Origin of the sequence: Bradyrhizobium sp. 199 (genome assembly GCF_023073355.1) — a bacterium.
Lineage (GTDB): Bacteria > Pseudomonadota > Alphaproteobacteria > Rhizobiales > Xanthobacteraceae > Bradyrhizobium.
In genome coordinates this window covers 736,753-755,763 of record NZ_JADPJI010000002.1, presented here as the reverse complement: position 1 = coordinate 755,763, position 19,011 = coordinate 736,753, and the positions used below count along the sequence as shown (strand labels likewise).

Sequence of the window (19,011 nt, the reverse complement as noted above, 5' to 3'; positions counted from 1 at the left end):
GCGGCTACACCGCCGCCGTGGTCACGCCGCCGTCGATGACGATGGTCTGTCCGGTCATGAAGCTCGACGCATCCGAGGCGAGGTAGGCCACCGCGCCGGCGATCTCGTCGGGCTCGCCGATGCGGCGCAGCGGCGTGGTGGCGGTGCGGCGCTTCAAATTGGCCTCGTCTTCCCAGAGCGCGCGGGCGAAATCGGTCTTGACCAGACCGGGCGCGATGCAGTTGACGCGGACGCCTTTCGGCCCCCATTCGCCGGCGAGCGAGCGGCACAGCGCGAAGTCGGCCGCCTTCGAGATGCCGTAGGCGCCGATCACGGTGGAGCCGCGCAAGCCGCCGATCGAGGAGATGATGATCACGGAGCCGCCGCCGCGCTCGGCCATCTGTGGGATCGTGAGCGCGGAGAGCCAGATGTTGCTCTTGACGTTGGAGCCCATGATCTTTTCGAAGGCCTCGTCGGTGATGTCGAGCAGCGGGCCGTAGTAAGGATTCACCGCGGCGTTGCAGACGAGGATGTCGATCTTGCCGTAATGCCTGGTCGCACCCGCGATCAGCGCCTCGACCTCGGCTTTGCGCGCGATGTTGCAGGCGATGACGGTGGCCTCGCCGCCGGAAGCGACGATGCCGTCGGCGACTTCCTTGCAGGCGTCCGCCTTGCGCGAGGAGACAACGACCTTGGCCCCGAGCTTTGCCAGCAGTTCGGCGGAGGAGCGGCCGATGCCGCGGCTGGAGCCGGTGACCACGGCGACCTTGCCGGTGAGATCGAACGGGGTGTTTTTCATTGGTGTTGCCTCGCTGATTCCATTTGCTTCGTCATTGCGAGCGCAGCGAGGCAATCCAGGATCTTTCGGCGGAGAAAGTCTGGATTGCTTCGTCGCAAGGACTCCTCGCAATGACGGTGGCGGCGCTTAGATCAACCCGCCCCCATCAGCAACGCGGCGCTGGTGGTAGTCCGTGTCGCCGAAACTGTTCTCGATCATGGTGAGGCGCTTGAAGTAGTGGCCGATCTTGGCCTCCATGGTCATGCCGATGCCGCCGTGCAGCTGGATGGCCTGCTGTCCCACGAATTTCAGCGACTTGCCGATCTGCACCTTGGCCGCGGCGACGGCGTTGGATCGCTCCTGCACGTTCTCGAAATCGCCCGCCATGGTCGCGAACATCGACATCGATCGCGCCTGTTCAGCGGCGACGAACATGTCGGAGGCGCGGTGCTGCAGCGACTGGAACGAGCCGATCGGGACGCCGAACTGCTTTCGGGTCTTGATGTACTCGACCGTGGTCTTAAGCGACTCGTCCATCAGACCGACCGCCTCGGCGCAGAGCGCGATGCGGGCTTCATCGACCACCCGCTCGATCAGCGCGAGCGAATCCTCGGGATTGCCGAGCACCGCATCCGGGCCGACCTCGACGCCGGTGAAGGTGATGTCGGCGGCATGCAGGCCGTCCTGGGTCGGATAGCCCTTCTTGCTGACGCCCTTGGCATCGGCCGGCACCAGGAACACGCCGATGCCTGCCTTGTCGCGACGATCGCCCTTGGTGCGGGCGGTGACGACAAGCGTGTCGGCGTTCTCGCCGTTCAGCACGACGAACTTCTCGCCGTCGATCACCCAGCCGTCGCCCTTCTTCTTCGCCGTCGTGGTGACGTCGAACAGATCGTAGCGCGAATTCTTCTCGAGCTGGGCGAACGCCAGCGTCTTGCTTCCGTCGATGATGGCAGGCACATGCGCGGTCTTCTGCGCATCGGTGCCGGCATGGCGCAGGAAGCCGCCGCCGATCACCACCGTTGCGAGATAAGGCTCCAGCACCAGCGCCTTGCCGAGCGCCTCCATCACGATCATGGTCTCGACGCCGCCGCCGCCGAAGCCGCCATCGGCCTCCGCGAAGGGCAGGCCGAGCAGGCCCTGCTCGGCGAGCTTGAGCCAGACCGTTTTGCTCCAGCCGCCCTTCTCCTTCATGTATTTCTTGCGGCTCTCGAAATCGTAGGAATCGGTCAGCAGGCCGTCGATGCTTTCCTTGAGAAGCCGCTGCTCCTCGTTCAGATCAAAATCCATAATTCTCTACTCTCCCGGTATTGATTTCGTCATGCCCGGCCTTGTGACAGGCATCCACGCGCTAGGCGTGGATGGCCGGGTCAAGCCCGGCCAGACGGCGAGTGTGTGGTGATAGGGGCGCGATCAAAGCCCCAGCACTGCCTTGGCGATGATGTTGCGCTGGATCTCGTTGGAGCCGCCGTAGATCGAGACCTTGCGGTTGTTGAAATAGCTCGGCGCGATCTGCGCGGTCCAGTCCATGGCTTCGTTGGAGCCGTCGTCGCCGTGCACATCGTAGGGCGCGGCGAACGGGCCGATCACCTCCATGAGCAGCTCGGTGGTGGTCTGCTGGATCTCGGAGCCCTTGATTTTCAGCACCGAGGAGGCCGGATTGGGCTTGCCCTTGCCGTGCTTGCCCTCGTCGGCGACGACGCGCAGCTGGGTGAGCTCGAGCGCCTTGAGCTCGATCTCGCACGCCGCGAGCTTCTCCCGAAAGGCCGCGTCCTGGATGATCGGCTTGCCGCCGGATTCGACCTTGCCGGCGAGATCGCGGATACGGCGCAGCCGCTCCTTGGAGACGCCGACGCGCGCGATGCCGGTGCGCTCATTGCCGAGCAGGAATTTGGCGTAGTCCCAGCCCTTGTTCTCCTCGCCGATCAGGTTCTCGATGGGCACCTCGACGTCGTCGAAGAACACTTCGTTGACCTCGGCGCCGCCGTCGATGGTCTGGATCGGGCGCACGGTGACGCCCTTCGACTTCATCGAGAACACGATAAAGGAGATGCCCATCTGCTTCTTGGCGCTGGGATCGGTGCGGCACAGGCAGAAGATCATGTCGGCGTGCTGGGCGAGCGTGGTCCAGGTCTTCTGGCCGTTGATGATCCACTTGTCGCCCTTGCGCTCGGCCTTGGTCTTGAGCGAAGCGAGGTCGGAGCCGGAGCCGGGCTCGGAGAAGCCCTGGCACCACCAATCGTCGACATTGGCGATGCGCGGCAGATATTGCTTCTTCTGCTCCTCATTGCCGAAGGTGTAGATGACGGGACCGACCATGCTGACGCCAAAGGCGAGCGGCTGCGGCGCCGGATAGGACTGCAGCTCCTCATTGAAGATGTAGTGCTGCACGGAGGTCCAGCCGGTGCCGCCATATTGCTTGGGCCAATGGCTGACGCCCCAGCCCTTCTTGTTGAGGATGCGCCACCACGTCACCATCTCGTCCTTCGAGAGGTGGCGGCCCTCGACCAGTTTGCGCCGCGTATCCGGCGGCACGTTGTCGCGCAAGAACGACCGCACTTCCTGGCGAAACGCCTGCTCTTCTTTCGTGAATGCGAGATCCATCGGATCCTCCTGTGAACTACCTAATCTATGGCTTGGATTGTGCCGGTTTTTGCTGCTGGCGCAATTCGTGGCGCGACAATTTTCCGACCGGCGTACGCGGCAGATCGTCGACGAATTCGAGCGCGGCCGGTAATTCATGCTTGCCGAGCTTGCCGGCCAGCTGCGCGCGCAGCTCGTCCAGCGAGAACGGCTTTGCGTCGGGCCTCAGCTTGATGAAGGCCTTTGCGGCCTCGCCGCGATAGGGGTCGGGAATGCCGAGCACGATCACCTCGTGCACGCCTGGTATGGTGTAGATCGCTTGCTCGATCATCTGCGGATAAACGTTGAAGCCGCCGGAGATGATCATGTCCTTCTTGCGATCGACCAGGAAGAAATAGCCGTCGGTGTCGACATAGCCGATATCGCCCGTGAGGAAGCGGCCGTCGACGAAGGCCTGCGCGGAGCCCTCCGGCTTGTTCCAGTATCCCTTGGTGACGTTCGGGCCCTTGATGCGGATCTCGCCGACCTCGCCTGGCGGCAACACGCGTGTCGGATCGTCCAGCGCGACCACATCGAGCTCGATGCCGGGCAGCATCAGGCCGATCGAGCCCGGCTTGTCGGGACCCGTGGGCGGATGGCCGGTGCCGGGCGAGCAGGTCTCGGTCATGCCCCAGCCGCTGCGCAGCTTCTTGCCGACCTTGCGCTCGAAGAAATTCGCGATTTCCACCGGCAGCGGTGCGCCGCCGGAGCCGATCACAGCGAGGGAGGAGAAGTCGCGCTTGTCCAGATCAGGGAGCGCCGCGATCGCGATCCACATCGTCGGCACGCCCGGAAAATACGTCGCGCGCTTGACTTCGATGTCGCGCATGACGGCTTCGACGTCGAAGCGCTGATGCAGCGAGATCAGGTTGCCGCGGCTGAGCGAGGACAGCAGCACGACAGTGAGCGCATAGATGTGGAACAGCGGCAGCACGCAGATCACGCGCTCGATCACGTCGCCGCGCGCGGCGCGCGACGGCTTGCCCCAGACATCGTAGATCGACACTGCTGAGGTGAGATTGCCGTGCGTCAGCATCGCGCCCTTGGGCAGGCCGGTGGTGCCGCCGGTATATTGCAGCAGCGCGACATCGTCGGCCGTCACGGCAGGCCATTCCGCCGGCGCGGGCGCACCCTCGACGAAGGACTTGAAGGTCATGATGCGGGGATCATTGGGGATCGCCGCCTGCGGCGTGCCGACTTTGCCCCAATCATCGTCCTCGCAGACGACGAGCCTATCGATCAGCCCCTTCTGCAGAAATTTCAGCGCGGTCGGCAGCAGCGCGGCGAGATTGGACGTGACGAGCAGGCGCGAGCCGGAGTCGGAGACCTTGTGCGTCAGTGCGATCTCGCCGTCGAGCGGCGATAGATGCGCAATGCGGGCGCCGGCCTTCAGCGCGCCGAAGAAGTTGACGGGGTGATCCGGCGAATTGCCCAGGAACAGCGCGACTGACGTGCCCTTGCCGCAACCGGCACGCAGGAACGCCGCCGCGGCGCGCTCGGCCATCGCAGCGAGCTCGGTGTAGGTGATCGGACGATCCCGGAATTCCAGCGCGGTGCGCGGGCCGTAGTCGGCCGCGGCTTTCGACAGCAGGTCAGGCAGCGTGCCCTGGACGATGGTATCGTCCCACCGCACGCCTTCGGGATAAAACTGTTCACCGGGATGGGTCATTGACGATCGATGCTCTGCGCTGCCTGGGCAGCATTTCCCTGTAACGCGGGCACGAACGGACAGGCTCCCGTCCCCCTTGTGGGGAAGGGTTGGGGAAGGGGGCGCCACGAACTCGGACCTCGCCCGGGGCTACCCCCCTCCCTGCCCCTCCCCCACAAGGGGGGAGGGAATGGAGGGAGCATTCCCGGAATGATGCCCATGAAGGCAGCCTCCCTCACGCCGCCTTCGACGCCGCCGCCAGCGAGGCGAACGTCTTGCCTTCGGCCGCGAGTTTCTTCAGCAGCGGGGCGGGCTCGAGGCTGGGGTCGTTGGTCTCCTTGGCGTAGAAGGCCAGGCGGTCGGCGATGTGCTTGAGGCCGACGCTGTCGGCCCAGAACATCGGGCCGCCCCGATAGATCGGCCAGCCATAGCCGTAGAGCCAGACCACGTCGATGTCGGACGGACGCGCGGCGATGCCCTCTTCCAGTATCTTCGCGCCCTCGTTGATCATCGGATACATCATGCGCTCGAGGATCTCGTCGTCGCTGACGACGCGCTTCTTGCGGCCGAGACGCAGCAGCGTCTCGTCGATCAGCTTCTCGACCTCGGGATCGGGCAGTGCCGAGCGCGAGCCTGCCTCGTACTTGTAGTAGCCCTTGCCGGTCTTCTGACCGAACCGGCCGGCTTCGCAGAGCGCGTCCGCGATCTCCGACTTGATGCCGCGATCCTTGCGCGAGCGCCAGCCGATGTCGAGGCCGGCGAGGTCGCTCATCGCGAACGGGCCCATCGGCATGCCGAACTTCGTCACCACGGCATCGACCTGCTGCGGCAGGGCACCTTCGAACAACAGCTTCTCCGACTGTTTGCCGCGCTGCGCCAGCATGCGGTTGCCGACGAAGCCGTCGCAGACGCCGACCACGGCCGGCACTTTTGCAATCTTGCGCGCGATGGTCACGGCCGTGACCAGGGCATCGGGCGCGGTCTTGTCGGCGCGCACGATCTCGCACAGCTTCATGACGTTGGCCGGGGAGAAGAAGTGCATCCCGAGCACGTCCTGCGGACGCTTGGTCGACTTCGCGATCTCGTCGATGTTCAGGTACGAGGTGTTGGAGGCGAGCACGGCGCCCGGCTTGGCGTATTGGTCGAGCTTACCGAACACTTCCTTCTTCACCGCCATGGTCTCGAACACCGCCTCGATGACGAGGTCGGCATCGCCGACATTCTCGATGCCGACGACGCCGTTGATCAGCGCCATGCGCTTGGCGGGCGCGTCAGCCGGGATGCCGCCGCGCGCCGCTGTCGCTTCCCAGTTCTTCTGCATGATACCCATGCCGCGCTTGAGCTGCTCCTCACCGGTCTCGATCAGGGTGACCGGAACGCCGGCATTGGCAAAGGACATCGCGATGCCGCCGCCCATGGTGCCGGCGCCGAGGATGGCGACGCGGTTCACGGGACGCGACTTGGTGCCTTCAGGGACGCCGGCGATCTTGCTGGCTTCGCGCTCGGCGAAGAAGGCATAGCGCTGCGCCTTGGACTGGTCGCTGGCGACAAGCTTCAGGAAGCCCTCGCGTTCCTTCTTCAAGCCTTCATCGAAAGGTAGGTCAATGGCGTAGCCCACCGCGTCGGCGGCGGCGAACGGCGCCTCCAGGCCGCGCGACTTCTTGGTCATGGCTGCGACCGCATTGGTGAAGATCGAACGGTCGGCCTTGGCCGCCGCGATCTTGGAATCGTCATCACGCAGGCGGCGCAGCGGACGCTTCTCTGCAAGCAGTTTTCGCACGAAGGCTTCGCCACCGGAGGCCGGTCCCTCGACGATTTCCTCGATCAGGCCGTGCTTCAGCGCTTCCGCGGCACCGATCGGGTCACCGCCGACGATCATCTTGACCGCGAGTTCAGGACCAACCGCGCGCGGCAGACGCTGGGTGCCGCCGGCGCCCGGCAGAAGACCGAGCTTCACCTCCGGCAAGCCGAGCTTGGCTTCCTTGACGGCGACGCGGAAATGACAGGCGAGCGCGACCTCGAGGCCGCCGCCGAGCGCCGTGCCATGGATCGCAGCGACGACCGGCTTCGGCGAGTTCTCGATCTCGGACAGCACATCGTTGAGGCCGGGAGGCTTCGGCGGCTTGCCGAATTCGGTGATGTCGGCACCCGCAATGAAGGTGCGGCCGGCACAGGTCAGAACGATGCCCTTGATGGCGGGATCGGCGATTGCGGCCTTGACGCATTCCAGGATGCCCCCGCGGACTGCGGCACTCAGCGCATTGACCGGAGGGCTGTTGACCGTGACGATCCCGACTTCGTCATGACGCTCAAGCTTGACCACTTCGCTCACGGTGTCCCTCCTTGGTGGGGCTATATACTTTTGTCGATTTCGCGGTGCGGAATTTAATTCCGCATCTTGACGGCAGGGTTATTTTGAAGCACGCACGTTGTCAACGACTCCGCGCAAGAAGCAGATCAGGGATGAAGCGTACAGGAAAGAAGACCGCGACCGATCGGAACTTCGTCGTCGCGCTTTCCCGCGGACTGGACGTATTGCGCGCATTCGAACCCAATGACGGCCTTCTCGGCAATCAGGAGATCGCGGCGCGGACCAACCTGCCGAAGCCGACCGTATCGCGGCTGACCTATACGCTGACCAAGCTCGGCTATCTGACGCCGGTTCCTCGCTTCGAGAAGTACCAGCTCACGCCTGCCGCAATGTCGCTCGGCTACGCAGCGCTCGCCAATCTCGGCGTTCGGCATTTGTCCGAACCGTTTCGCGAGGACGTGATGCGTGCGACCGGCGGCGCCGTCGCCGTCGGCGGCCGCGACCGTCACAGCATGATCTATTTCGGCCAGAGCCGCGGCAGCGAGACGGTCGGCGTTCAACTTGACGTCGGCTCCCGTGTGCCGATTGCAACCAGTGCGATGGGTCGCGCCTATTTCTGGGCGCTCGACGACACAGATCGCGCAGAGCTCTCCCGTATGCTGCGAGAGCATTACGGCAGCCGCTGGCCGAAGATGCGCGAAGGGCTGGAACGTTCCGGTGACACCGTCGCGAAATACGGCTTTGCGATTTCCGTCGGCGATTGGCACGACGACATCGGCGCCGCCGGGGTCGCGCTCAGGCTCAACGACGGAACCGGTCCTTACGCGTTCAATTGCGGCGCGCCCGCATTCCGTTTCACGGAAGAGCATTTGATCAACGACATTGGACCGCGTCTCTTGGCGATGGTAAGGAACATCGAAGCGGCGCTCGGGGGTCTGATGCCGCATTCCAAAAAAGAAGTCAGCAAAAAGCTGAAATCAGGAGGGAAAGTTGCGCGTGTGGCCGAGGGATTCAGATAGCCTTTGTCATCATCGGGAGCGGTTCGCATCGCTCCTTCGCTCACTGAACGATGTGAGCGAGACGAGATGACGCAGGCACAGCTCGCGCAGGGGACATCGCCCCTGCTCGCGGTTCGCGACGTCAGCGTCGTGTTCGGCGGCATCATTGCGCTCAACGGCGTGTCCTTTGACATGCACAAGGGCCAGATCCTTGGCTTGATCGGCCCCAACGGCGCCGGCAAGACCACGCTCTTCAACTGCCTCTCGCGGCTTTATCAGCCGTCGTCCGGCGACATCCTGATGGAAGGCGCAAGCATCCTGACGCGGCCGCCGCACCGGATCGCCGAGATCGGCATTGGCCGCACATTCCAGAACGTCGCGCTGTTTCCGAACTTGTCGGTGATGGACAACGTCCGCGTCGGCGCCCATTCCAAGACCTCCAGCGACATCATCAGCGACTCCCTGAAGCTTGCCTGGGTCCGGCGCAGCGAGACCAGCATCAACAAGAAGGTGCACGAGATCCTCGCCTATCTCGATCTCGAGGACGTCGCACACACCGTTGTGTCCGGCCTGCCCTTCGGTACGCAGAAGCGCGTCGAGCTGGCGCGCGCGCTCGCGGCGGATCCGAAGATCCTGCTGCTCGACGAGCCGGCCGGCGGCCTCAACCATGAGGAAGTCCATGTGCTCGGCGACCTCATTCGCCGCATCCGCGACGAGCGCCACATGACCGTGCTGCTGGTCGAGCACCATATGGGCCTGGTGATGTCGATCGCCGACCACGTCGTCGCGCTGAATTTCGGCAAGAAGCTCGCGGAAGGCACGCCCGCCCAGGTGCAGGCCGACCCCGACGTCATCAAGGCCTATCTCGGGAGCAAGGACCAATGACGACGCTGCTCAACGTCAAGGACCTGCGCGCCTATTACGGCCAGGTCCAGGCGCTCCATGGCCTGTCCTTCTCGCTCAACGAGGGCTCGCTTGTGACGCTGCTGGGTGCCAACGGCGCCGGCAAGACCACCACGCTGCGCGCGATCTGCAACATGGTGCGCTCGACCGGCGCGATCGAGTTCGACGGCAAGCCGCTGAACAACCGCTCGACCGAGAACATCGTACGGTTCGGCATCGCCCATGTGCCGCAGGGCCGCGGCACCTTCACCACCATGACGGTGGAGGAGAACCTCCAACTCGGGGCCATCACCCGCAAGGACAGCGCCGGCATCGTCTCCGACATCGAGCGGATGTACGCGCATTTCCCGGTGCTGAAGCAGCGCCACACCCAGCAGGCCGGCACGCTCTCCGGCGGCGAGCAGCAGATGCTTGCGGTTGCCCGCGCGCTGATGCTGCGGCCGCGGCTGATGTTGCTGGACGAGCCGTCCTTCGGCCTCGCGCCGCTGGTGGTGCGCGACCTGTTCGGCATCCTCGGCAAGATCAACCGCGAGGACAAGGTGTCGATCCTGGTGGTCGAGCAGAACGCCCAGCTCGCGCTCGAGCTGGCCGACCAGGCCTATGTGATCGAGACTGGCCGCATCGTGATGTCGGGCAAAGCCACGGACATCGCGAACAACGAAGAAATCCGCAAATCCTATCTGGGTTATTGAGGGAGCCGGACAATGGAGCTGTTCACCAACCAGGTCCTGGCCGGCATCGCCACGGGCGCGATCTACGCCTGCATGGCGCTCGCCGTGGTCATGATCTACCAGGCCATCGACCATCTCAACTTCGCGCAAGGCGAGATGGCGATGTTCTCGACCTTCATCTCCTGGCAGCTGATGCAGTGGGGCGTGTCCTATTGGGCCGCCTTCATCATCACGCTCGCATTCTCCTTTGTCGCAGGCATCGCGATAGAGCGCATCCTGTTCAAGCCGCTCGTCAAGGCACCGGTGCTGACCAACGTCGCCGGCTTCATCGCGCTGTTTGCGATCATCAACTCCTCGGCGGGCCTGATCTGGGACTTCACCATCAAGCAGTATCCGACCCCGTTCGGCTCCTCGCCGTTCCTGGGCAGCCAGCTGATCTCGACCCACCAGGCCGGCATGATCGGCGTCACCGTGCTCCTATTGCTCGGGCTCTATTTCTTCTTCCAATACACCCGCATCGGTCTCGCCATGCGCGCGGCCGCCTCGGTGCCTGAATCGGCCCGCCTCGTCGGCATCAACACGAGCTGGATGATCGCACTAGGCTGGGGCATGGCAACCGCGATCGGCTCGATCGCCGGCATGCTGATCGCGCCGGTGGTGTTTCTCGAGCCCAACATGATGGGTGGCGTGCTGATCTACGGCTTCGCCGCCGCGGTGCTCGGCGGCCTCACCAGCCCGTTCGGCGCCGTGGTCGGCGGCTTCCTGGTCGGCGTCTTCGAGAACCTCGCCGGCACCTACATCCCCGGCGTCGGCAACGAGCTGAAACTCCCGATCGCGCTCGCGCTGATCATCTCCGTCCTGGTCGTCAAACCCGCTGGCCTGTTCGGCCGGCAAATCGTCAAGCGAGTTTGATCATGAGCGCTGCAGAAGAAGTCGTTGGCGAAGGCCACCAGGCGGTCGAGGCGGTTCCGAAGCGGGCCATGACGCTCGGCATGGGCACCTCGCTGGTGGTGCTCGCGGCCCTGCTCATCGCGCCCGTCTTCGTCAAGAACTTCATCATCTTCCAGATGACGATGCTCCTGATCTACGGGCTCGCGGTGCTGGCGCTGAACATCCTGACCGGCGGTTCCGGCCAGTTCTCGCTCGGCCAGAGCGCGTTCTACGCCGTCGGCGCCTATACGTCTGCGGTGCTGATGGAGTACTTCAACGTCAATTACGCGCTCACAATTCCGATTTCCGCGACGGTCTGCTTCGGATTCGGCTACCTGTTCGGCAAGCCGGCGCTGCGGTTGTCGGGCGTCTATCTCGCGCTCGCAACCTTCGCGCTCGCCACCGCGATGCCGCAGTTGCTAAAGCTCAATTTCCTCGAGCACTGGACCGGCGGCGTGCAGGGCCTCGTTGTTACCAAGCCGGACGCGCCGTTCGGCCTGCCGATGTCGCAGGACATGTGGCTGTACTATTTCACGCTCGCCGTCACGCTCGCGATCTACATCTTCTCGGTCAACCTGCTGCGCTCCCGCTCCGGCCGCGCCTTCATGGCCATCCGCGACAACGAGATCGCGGCCTCCTCGATGGGCGTCAACGTCTCGCTTTACAAGACGCTTGCCTTCGGCGTGTCCGCCGGCATCACCGGCGTCGCCGGCTCGCTTGGCGCCATCGCCGTGCAGTTCGTCGCGCCCGACAGCTACACCATTACCCTGGCGATCTCGCTGTTCCTCGGCATGGTCGTCGGCGGCGTCGGCTGGCTGCCCGGCTCGTTCGTCGGTGCTGCCTTCATCATCTTCGTGCCGAACATGGCGGAGAGCATCTCCAAGGGCCTCTCCGGCGCAGTATTCGGCGTGCTGCTGTTCCTCGTTATCTACCTCGTGCCGCATGGCGCGAGGCAGATCGCGATCCTGGGCCAGCAATTCGTCGGTAAACTCAGGAAAAACTGAACCCCCTACTTTAACCAAGGAGATCGAATTGCGATTTGGAAGAACACTGCGAGCCGCCGCGCTGGTCACGGCAACGGCGGCCATTGTGCTCACCTCCGGCGCTGCACTCGCCCAAAAGAAATACGACACCGGCGCCTCCGATACCGAGATCAAGATCGGCAACATCATGCCGTACAGCGGTCCGGCGTCGGCCTACGGCATCATCGGCAAGACCGAAGAAGCCTATTTCAAGATGATCAACGACAAGGGCGGCATCAACGGCCGCAAGATCAACTTCGTCACCTATGACGACGGCTATTCGCCGCCGAAGGCCGTCGAGCAGGTCCGCAAGCTGGTCGAGAGCGACGAGGTCCTGGTCGTTTTCAATCCGCTCGGCACGCCTTCGAACACCGCGATCCAGAAATACCTCAACGCCAAGAAGATTCCGCAGCTCTTCGTCGCGACGGGCGCCACCAAGTGGAACGACCCGAAGAACTTCCCCTGGACCATGGGCTGGCAGCCCTCCTACCAGAGCGAAGCGCAGATCTACGCGAAATGGCTGCTGAAGGAGAAGCCGGACGCCAAGGTCGCGATCCTCTACCAGAACGACGATTTCGGCAAAGACTACCTCAAGGGCACCAAGGACGGCCTCGGCGCCAAGGCCTCGTCCATGATCATCATGGAGGAGAGCTACGAGGTGTCCGAGCCTTCGATCGACGGCCATATCGTCAAGATCAAGGCCGCCAATCCCGACGTGCTGCTGATCTACACCACGCCGAAGTTCGCAGCCCAGACCATCAAGAAGACCGCCGAACTCAGCTGGAAGCCGCTCCAGATCCTCACCAACGTGTCGATCTCGGTCGGCAGCGTGATGAAGCCGGCCGGCTTCGAGAACGCGCAGGGCGTGCTGTCGGCGGCCTATGCCAAGGATTCGACGGATCCGCAGTGGGCCAACGACCCCGGCATGAAGAAGTGGAACGAGTTCGTCGACAAGTACATGCCGGGCGCCGACAAGTCGGACACCAGCATGGTCTATGGCTATGGCGCCGCCTCGACGCTCGCCAAAGTGCTGGAAATGTGCGGCGACGATCTCACCCGCGCCAACATCATGAAGCAGGCGGCCTCGTTGAAGGACTTCGAGCCGGACACGCTGCTGCCCGGCGTCAAGATCAACACCAGCGCCACCGACTTCGCACCGATTGCGCAACTCCAGATGATGCGCTTCAAGGGCGAGAAGTGGGAACTGTTCGGCGAGATCATCAGCGGCGACCTCAAGTCCGAGTGACACGCTGACGCAATAGTCCGGCCCTCGAGAAGCCCCCGCGAGCGATCGCGGGGGCTTTTTGTTGACGGCTGGCGTCAATCTTGTTCAATGCGGCGCCGATCCACCTCCGGGGTAGGAGAACAATGACCGCCGTTCGTTTTCAGGTTGCGGCCCTCTGGACCGCGCTCGCCTTGTGCACTGCGATAAGCAACCCGGCACTGGCGCAGAAGAAGTACGACAGCGGCGCCTCCGATACCGAGATCAGAATAGGCAACATCATGCCCTATAGCGGCCCGGCCTCGGCCTATGCCGCGATCGGCAAGGCCGAGGAAGCATACTTCAACAAGGTCAATGCCGAGGGCGGCGTCAACGGCCGCAAGATCAGGTTCATCTCCTATGACGACGCCTATTCACCGCCGAAGAGCGTGGAGCAGGCACGCAAGCTGGTCGAGAGCGACGGAGTCCTCCTGATCTTCGGTTCGCTCGGCACGTCCACCAACGGCGCCATCCGCAAATACATGAACGAGAAGAAGGTGCCGCAATTGTTCGTGGCGAGCGGCGCCTCGAAGTGGAATGACCCCAAGCAATATCCGTGGACCATGGGCTGGCAGCCGAGCTACGCGAGCGAGGCGCGCATCTACGCCAAGTACATCATGAAGGAAAAGCCCGGCGGAAAGGTCGGCGTGCTCTACCAGAACGACGACTTCGGCAAGGACTATCTGAAGGGGCTGAAGGACGGTCTCGGCGCCAAGGCCTCGATGATCGTGCTGCAGGAGGCCTACGACACCTCCGAGCCCGCGATCGACGAGCACGTCGTGAAGCTGAAGGCCTCCGGCGCCGACGTCTTCATCAGCATCACCACGCCGAAGTTCGCCGCGCAGGCGATCAAGAAGGCGGCGGAAATCAACTGGCATCCGGTCCACATCGTGTCCAACGTCTCGGCCTCGGTCGGCGGCGTGATCGAGCCGGCCGGGCTCGAGATCTCCCAGGGCGTCCTGTCGGCGAGCTACCTCAAGGACGGCTCCGATCCGCAGTGGAATGCCGACGACGGCATGAAGAGGTTCTATAACTTCCTCGCGCAATACGATCCCAAGGCCAACAAGCTCGATGCCGGCGTCGTGTTCGGCTATGCCGCAGCTCAAACCATGGTGAAGGTGCTGCAGATGTGCGGCGACGATCTCACCCGCGAGAACGTCATGAAGCAGGCCGCCAGCCTGAAGGATTTCGAAACCGACACGCTGCTGCCGGGCATCAAGATCAACACCGCGCCGGATCATTTTGCCCCGATCGAGCAGCTCCAGATGATGCGTTTCAAGGGTCGCAAATGGGAGCTGTTCGGCGACATCATCTCCAGCGAGATCGGGCATTGAACCCCGCGCAAGCGCGCAATTCAAAATAGCGGCATCTCACCAGACAACTTCTCCGCGGCTGAGTGCGGGCACGTCTCATCTCGCGCGCCGGAATATTCCGCATCCTCTCGAAAAAAGAGCGCCTTGCTGCGACAGCACCCGCGCGGCGTTTTCCTTGCTGCCCGCCCGGGAAGGGTGTTCAATGCGTGCCGGAGCGACGCGCAATGATCGCTCCCAATCAAGAACGCGACACATTCAAACCCACCCAGGGAGATCAAGATGCCTGCAATGCATGTGCGATTGGGGGCCTTCTCGGCTGCCCTCGTGCTGGCCGCCACGCTGTCCACGGCGGTGTTCGCGCAGAAGAAATACGACACCGGCGCATCCGACAGCGAAATCAAGATCGGCAACATCATGCCCTACAGCGGACCCGCTTCCGCCTACGGCGTGATCGGCAAGACCGAGGAAGCGTTTTTCCGGAAGATCAACGCGGAAGGTGGCATCAACGGCCGCAAGATCAACTTCGTCTCCTATGACGACGCCTATTCGCCGCCGAAGACCGTGGAGCAGGCGCGCAAGCTGGTCGAGAGCGACGAGGTGCTGCTGATCTTCAATCCGCTCGGCACGCCCCCGAACTCGGCGATCCAGAAATACATGAACCAGAAGAAGGTGCCGCAGCTGTTCGTCGCCACCGGTGCCACCAAGTGGAACGATCCGCAGAGCTTCCCCTGGACGATGGGGTGGCAGCCGAACTACCAGAGCGAGACCGTCATCTACGCCAAGTACATCCTGAAGAACAAACCCGACGCCAAGATCGCGGTGCTTTATCAGAACGACGATTACGGCAAGGATTATCTGAAGGGCTTCAAGGACGGGCTTGGCGCCAAGGCGGCCTCGCTGATCGTTGTCGAGGACAGCTATGAAGTCTCCGAGCCGACCATCGATTCGCACATCGTGAAGCTGAAGGCCTCAGGCGCCGACGTCTTCATGAACATCACTACGCCGAAATTCGCGGCGCAGGCGATCAAGAAGAACGGCGAACTCGGCTGGAAGCCGCTGCATTTCCTCAACAACGTCTCGGCGTCGATCGGCAGCGTCATCAAGCCGGCCGGGTTCGAGAACGCGCAGGATATCATCTCGTCGCAATACTTCAAAGATCCGACCGATGCGCAATGGAAGAATGACCCGGCGATGATCGCCTGGAATCAGTTCCTGGATAAGTACTATCCCGAAGCAAATCGCGCAGATGCCTCCGTGATGTATGCCTACATCGTGAGCCAGGGCCTCGTGCAGGTGCTCAAGGCCTGCGGTGACGATCTTACCCGCGAAAACGTCATGAAGCAGGCGGCCAACCTGAAGGATTTCGACCCGGCCGGCCTGCTTCCCGGCATCAAGGTCAATACCTCGGCCACGGACTTCGCGCCGCTCTCGCAGCTGCAACTGATCCGCTTCAAGGGTGAGCACTGGGAGCGATTTGGAGAAATCCTGAGCGGGGACGTCGGCGGTTGACGTTGAACAGCTGCTAAAGATGTTCGCCTCAATCGACTAAAGACGCAGCCCCTGCGGCCCTGTCGCAGGGGCTTTTCCTTGAAGCTCTCGAGCAAATCGTATTGAATTGCGCCCGCGTCAACAAAACCATCAAGACAAGAACAAGGACGCATACACCAAGAAAAATAGGGAGATAGGAATGCCCGCTGTCACCGGCAAGCTTGCGGTCGCCTCACTGGCGCTCGCCCTCATTGCGGCCACGACCTCCACTGCGTCGGCCCAGAAGAAATACGATACCGGCGCGACCGATACCGAGATCAAGATCGGCAACATCATGCCCTACAGCGGACCGGCCTCCGCCTACGGCATCATCGGGCGGACCGAGGCCGCCTATTTCAAGAAGATCAACGAAGAGGGCGGCATCAACGGCCGCAAGATCAACTTCATCTCCTATGACGACGGCTATTCGCCGCCGAAGACCGTCGAGCAGGCGCGCAAGCTGGTCGAAAGCGACGAAGTGCTGCTGATCTTCAATTCGCTGGGTACGCCGCCGAACTCGGCGATCCAGAAGTACATGAACTCCAAGAAGGTGCCGCAGCTGTTCGTCGCCACCGGCGCCACCAAGTGGAACGATCCGAAGGACTTCCCATGGACGATGGGCTGGCAGCCCAACTACCAGAGTGAAACGCAGATCTACGCGAAATACATCCTGAAGGAGATGCCAAACGCGAAGATCGCCGTGCTGTTCCAGAACGACGATTACGGCAAGGACTATCTCAAGGGTCTGAAAGACGGTCTGGGCGCAAAGGCCGCCAGCATGATCGTGATGGAGGAAAGCTACGAGACATCCGAGCCGACGATCGACAACCACATCGTAAAGCTCAAGTCGACGGGCGCAGACGTCTTCGTCAATATCACCACTCCGAAGTTTGCGGCCCAGGCGATCAAGAAGAATGCCGAGATCGGCTGGAAGCCGATTCATTTCCTCAACAACGTCTCGGCCTCGGTCGGCAGCGTGATCAAGCCCGCCGGATTCGAGAATGCACAAGGCATCATCTCGGCCGCGTATCTGAAAGACACTACCGACGCGCAATGGGCCAATGACGCAGGCATGAAGACATTCGTCGAGTTCATGACGAAATACTTCCCCGAAGGCGACAAGACCGATAACGGCACGATCGTCGGGTACGGCGTGGCGCAGACACTGGTCCAGGTGCTCAAGAACTGCGGCGACGACCTCACGCGCGCGAACGTCATGAAGCAGGCGGCCAGCCTGAAGGACTTCCGCACCGAGGTGCTGCTGCCCGGCATCATGATCAACACCTCGCCGACCGATTTCGCACCGATCAGCTCACTGCAGCTGCAGCGCTTCAAGGGCGAGCGATGGGAGCTGTTCGGCGACGTGATCAACGCCGAAGCCGGCGGCTAGCGGTCTCGAGCAAGAAACCAGCCCCCTGCGAGACCCTCGCAGGGGGCTTTTGCTTGCCCGCCTATTGTGATCACGCGATTGCATAATCGAATGATGGCAAAGCCGGCTTACGCTTTGACGCCCGATGCGGTAGGCAGGTGAGCGGCGGCGTTCGCCGCCAGTTTCTTCTGTCTGCCGAAGGCCATCGTCATGACCGACCGTCGTCCCCTGCTCCGCGCGCTCTACGACGCTGCCGTCGCCGCCGCCCATCCCAATGTGGTGCTGGCGCCGCACTTGCCGCGCGCGCCCAAAGGACGCGTGATCTGCCTCGCGGCCGGCAAGGGCGCCGGCGCCATGGCCGCAGCGGCCGAGCGGCATTATCTCGACACGCTCCAGCTCGCACCGGAACGCATCGTCGGCATCGCCACCACCCGCCATGGCTACGGCGTGCCGACGCGCCGCATCCGCGTGGTCGAAGCCGGACATCCCGTGCCGGATGAGGCTGGCCTGAAAGGCGCGGCCGACACGCTCGCGCTTGCATGCGAGGCGGGACCGGACGATCTGCTCCTGGTGCTGCTGACCGGCGGCGGCTCGGCGAACTGGATCGCGCCTAGCGACGGCATCAGCTTCGCGCAGAAGCAGGCGGTCAACAAGGCGCTGCTGCGCTCGGGCGCACCGATCGGCGAAATGAACACGGTGAGGAAACATCTGTCGCGGATCAAGGGTGGCCGTCTTGCCCGCGCCGGCAGGAATGCCGCCGAGATCGTGACGCTCGCGATCTCGGACGTGCCGCATGACGATCCCTCCGCCATCGCCTCCGGTCCCACGGTCGCCGATCCGACCACGCTGGCCGATGCGCGCGCGATCGTTGCGAAATGCAAGCTCGACATCGACGACGCCGTGCGCCGCGCGCTCGAGGACGAACGCAACGAAAGCTGCAAGCCCGATGATGCCGCCTTCGCGCGCGCGTCCTTCGAACTGATCGCGCGGCCCAAGCAATCGCTCGACGCCGCGGTGAAGCTCGCGCGCGAGGCCGGCTACGAGACGATCGATCTCGGTGCCGATCTGGAAGGGGAGGCGCGCGAGGTCGCCGCCGCGCACGCCAGGCTGGCGCTGCAAGCGCGCGCGCAAGGCAAGCGTCTGGCGATCCTCTCCGGCGGCGAGCTCACGGTGACAGTGCGAGGCAATGGGCGCGGCGGGCCGAACCAGGAATACGCGCTGGCGCTCGCCAGCCTGCTGAAGGACACGCCGGATATCTCGGCGCTGGCTGGCGATACCGATGGTGCCGACGGCGGCGCCGGCAACCCCACCGATCCCGCCGGCGCGCTGATCGACGCGGCGACGTTCGCGAAGATGAAGACGCTGGCGCTCCAGCCGCAGGCGTATCTGGACAACAACGACGCCACCGCGTTCTTCGAGGCGACGGGAGACCTGCTGCTGCCGGGCCCGACGCTGACTAACGTGAACGACATCAGGGTCATCCTGGTCGACTGACACGGCGGCAGCACTCCGCCGGCTCCGCGCACGGCTCCGCCGGACGCCATGGTTAACGATTCCTGAAGTCGCACCGACGCCCTTGTTTTTCCGGGAGCGGCATGGCCGCGCCTTAACCTCGCGTTGGCCGCACTTTCAGGAATGTGCCCCGAAATTGGGCGAATTATTGGGCTCATTCACCACCG

At 63.3% G+C, this 19,011-nt stretch carries 15 protein-coding genes; 10 read left to right on the top strand and 5 right to left on the bottom strand.

Going from position 1 to position 19,011, the window contains the following annotated elements:
• Positions 1–4: 4 nt before the first annotated feature.
• The 5 genes from IVB28_RS03615 to IVB28_RS03595 form a co-directional block, all read right to left on the bottom strand.
• Positions 5–778: a glucose 1-dehydrogenase gene (locus IVB28_RS03615; RefSeq protein ID WP_247524683.1), complete on the bottom strand. Its 774-nt coding sequence runs from the start codon at positions 776–778 to the stop codon at positions 5–7.
• A gap of 126 nt (positions 779–904) precedes the next feature.
• Positions 905–2,047, bottom strand: coding sequence for a pimeloyl-CoA dehydrogenase small subunit (gene pimD / locus IVB28_RS03610; RefSeq protein WP_247524682.1), 1,143 nt, complete (start codon positions 2,045–2,047; stop codon positions 905–907).
• A 123-nt stretch (positions 2,048–2,170) separates the two neighbouring features.
• Positions 2,171–3,361 carry a pimeloyl-CoA dehydrogenase large subunit gene (gene pimC, locus IVB28_RS03605; RefSeq protein WP_247524681.1) on the bottom strand — a complete coding sequence of 397 codons (1,191 nt, stop codon included), beginning with the start codon at positions 3,359–3,361 and terminating at the stop codon, positions 2,171–2,173.
• A 25-nt stretch (positions 3,362–3,386) separates the two neighbouring features.
• Entirely contained in the window at positions 3,387–5,048 is a 1,662-nt protein-coding gene (gene pimA / locus IVB28_RS03600) for a dicarboxylate--CoA ligase PimA (RefSeq protein WP_247524680.1), read from the bottom strand.
• A 214-nt stretch (positions 5,049–5,262) separates the two neighbouring features.
• A complete protein-coding gene (locus IVB28_RS03595; protein WP_247524679.1) occupies positions 5,263–7,359 on the bottom strand; it encodes a 3-hydroxyacyl-CoA dehydrogenase NAD-binding domain-containing protein in 2,097 nt (698 codons plus the stop codon).
• Between the two features lie 131 nt (positions 7,360–7,490).
• Here IVB28_RS03595 and IVB28_RS03590 point away from each other — a divergent pair, with 131 nt between their 5' ends.
• From IVB28_RS03590 to IVB28_RS03545, 10 genes are all read left to right on the top strand, one after another.
• Positions 7,491–8,357: an IclR family transcriptional regulator gene (locus IVB28_RS03590; RefSeq protein ID WP_247524678.1), complete on the top strand. Its 867-nt coding sequence runs from the start codon at positions 7,491–7,493 to the stop codon at positions 8,355–8,357.
• Positions 8,358–8,423: 66 nt separating this feature from the next.
• Positions 8,424–9,221, top strand: coding sequence for an ABC transporter ATP-binding protein (locus IVB28_RS03585; protein ID WP_247524677.1), 798 nt, complete (start codon positions 8,424–8,426; stop codon positions 9,219–9,221).
• Entirely contained in the window at positions 9,218–9,931 is a 714-nt protein-coding gene (locus tag IVB28_RS03580; RefSeq protein ID WP_247524676.1) for an ABC transporter ATP-binding protein, read from the top strand. Before IVB28_RS03585 ends, IVB28_RS03580 begins: the two co-directional genes overlap by 4 nt.
• Positions 9,932–9,943: 12 nt before the next feature.
• Entirely contained in the window at positions 9,944–10,822 is an 879-nt protein-coding gene (locus tag IVB28_RS03575; RefSeq protein ID WP_247524675.1) for a branched-chain amino acid ABC transporter permease, read from the top strand.
• Positions 10,823–10,824: 2 nt separating this feature from the next.
• Positions 10,825–11,844 carry a branched-chain amino acid ABC transporter permease gene (locus tag IVB28_RS03570; RefSeq protein ID WP_247524674.1) on the top strand — a complete coding sequence of 340 codons (1,020 nt, stop codon included), beginning with the start codon at positions 10,825–10,827 and terminating at the stop codon, positions 11,842–11,844.
• Between the two features lie 28 nt (positions 11,845–11,872).
• Positions 11,873–13,108, top strand: a complete 1,236-nt coding sequence (locus IVB28_RS03565) for an ABC transporter substrate-binding protein (RefSeq protein ID WP_247524673.1) — start codon at positions 11,873–11,875, stop codon at positions 13,106–13,108.
• Positions 13,109–13,230: 122 nt separating this feature from the next.
• Positions 13,231–14,457 (top strand): ABC transporter substrate-binding protein, encoded by a 1,227-nt coding sequence (locus IVB28_RS03560; RefSeq protein WP_247524672.1) that lies wholly within the window; start codon positions 13,231–13,233, stop codon positions 14,455–14,457.
• A gap of 258 nt (positions 14,458–14,715) precedes the next feature.
• Positions 14,716–15,945 carry an ABC transporter substrate-binding protein gene (locus IVB28_RS03555; RefSeq protein ID WP_247524671.1) on the top strand — a complete coding sequence of 410 codons (1,230 nt, stop codon included), beginning with the start codon at positions 14,716–14,718 and terminating at the stop codon, positions 15,943–15,945.
• Between the two features lie 178 nt (positions 15,946–16,123).
• Complete coding sequence (locus tag IVB28_RS03550; RefSeq protein WP_247524670.1) at positions 16,124–17,353, top strand: ABC transporter substrate-binding protein; 1,230 nt, start codon at positions 16,124–16,126, stop codon at positions 17,351–17,353.
• A 189-nt stretch (positions 17,354–17,542) separates the two neighbouring features.
• Positions 17,543–18,826 (top strand): glycerate kinase, encoded by a 1,284-nt coding sequence (locus IVB28_RS03545; protein WP_247524669.1) that lies wholly within the window; start codon positions 17,543–17,545, stop codon positions 18,824–18,826.
• Positions 18,827–19,011 lie beyond the last annotated feature (185 nt).

What these genes read in the sequence shown, in the direction of transcription:
- IVB28_RS03615 (WP_247524683.1), bottom strand. Translation starts at nt 778, where the DNA reads ATGAAAAACACCCCGTTCGATCTCACCGGCAAGGTCGCCGTGGTCACC.
- pimD (WP_247524682.1), bottom strand. Translation starts at nt 2,047, where the DNA reads ATGGATTTTGATCTGAACGAGGAGCAGCGGCTTCTCAAGGAAAGCATC.
- pimC (WP_247524681.1), bottom strand. Translation starts at nt 3,361, where the DNA reads ATGGATCTCGCATTCACGAAAGAAGAGCAGGCGTTTCGCCAGGAAGTG.
- pimA (WP_247524680.1), bottom strand. Translation starts at nt 5,048, where the DNA reads ATGACCCATCCCGGTGAACAGTTTTATCCCGAAGGCGTGCGGTGGGAC.
- IVB28_RS03590 (WP_247524678.1), top strand. Translation starts at nt 7,491, where the DNA reads ATGAAGCGTACAGGAAAGAAGACCGCGACCGATCGGAACTTCGTCGTC.
- IVB28_RS03585 (WP_247524677.1), top strand. Translation starts at nt 8,424, where the DNA reads ATGACGCAGGCACAGCTCGCGCAGGGGACATCGCCCCTGCTCGCGGTT.
- IVB28_RS03580 (WP_247524676.1), top strand. Translation starts at nt 9,218, where the DNA reads ATGACGACGCTGCTCAACGTCAAGGACCTGCGCGCCTATTACGGCCAG.
- IVB28_RS03575 (WP_247524675.1), top strand. Translation starts at nt 9,944, where the DNA reads ATGGAGCTGTTCACCAACCAGGTCCTGGCCGGCATCGCCACGGGCGCG.
- IVB28_RS03570 (WP_247524674.1), top strand. Translation starts at nt 10,825, where the DNA reads ATGAGCGCTGCAGAAGAAGTCGTTGGCGAAGGCCACCAGGCGGTCGAG.
- IVB28_RS03560 (WP_247524672.1), top strand. Translation starts at nt 13,231, where the DNA reads ATGACCGCCGTTCGTTTTCAGGTTGCGGCCCTCTGGACCGCGCTCGCC.
- IVB28_RS03555 (WP_247524671.1), top strand. Translation starts at nt 14,716, where the DNA reads ATGCCTGCAATGCATGTGCGATTGGGGGCCTTCTCGGCTGCCCTCGTG.
- IVB28_RS03550 (WP_247524670.1), top strand. Translation starts at nt 16,124, where the DNA reads ATGCCCGCTGTCACCGGCAAGCTTGCGGTCGCCTCACTGGCGCTCGCC.
- IVB28_RS03545 (WP_247524669.1), top strand. Translation starts at nt 17,543, where the DNA reads ATGACCGACCGTCGTCCCCTGCTCCGCGCGCTCTACGACGCTGCCGTC.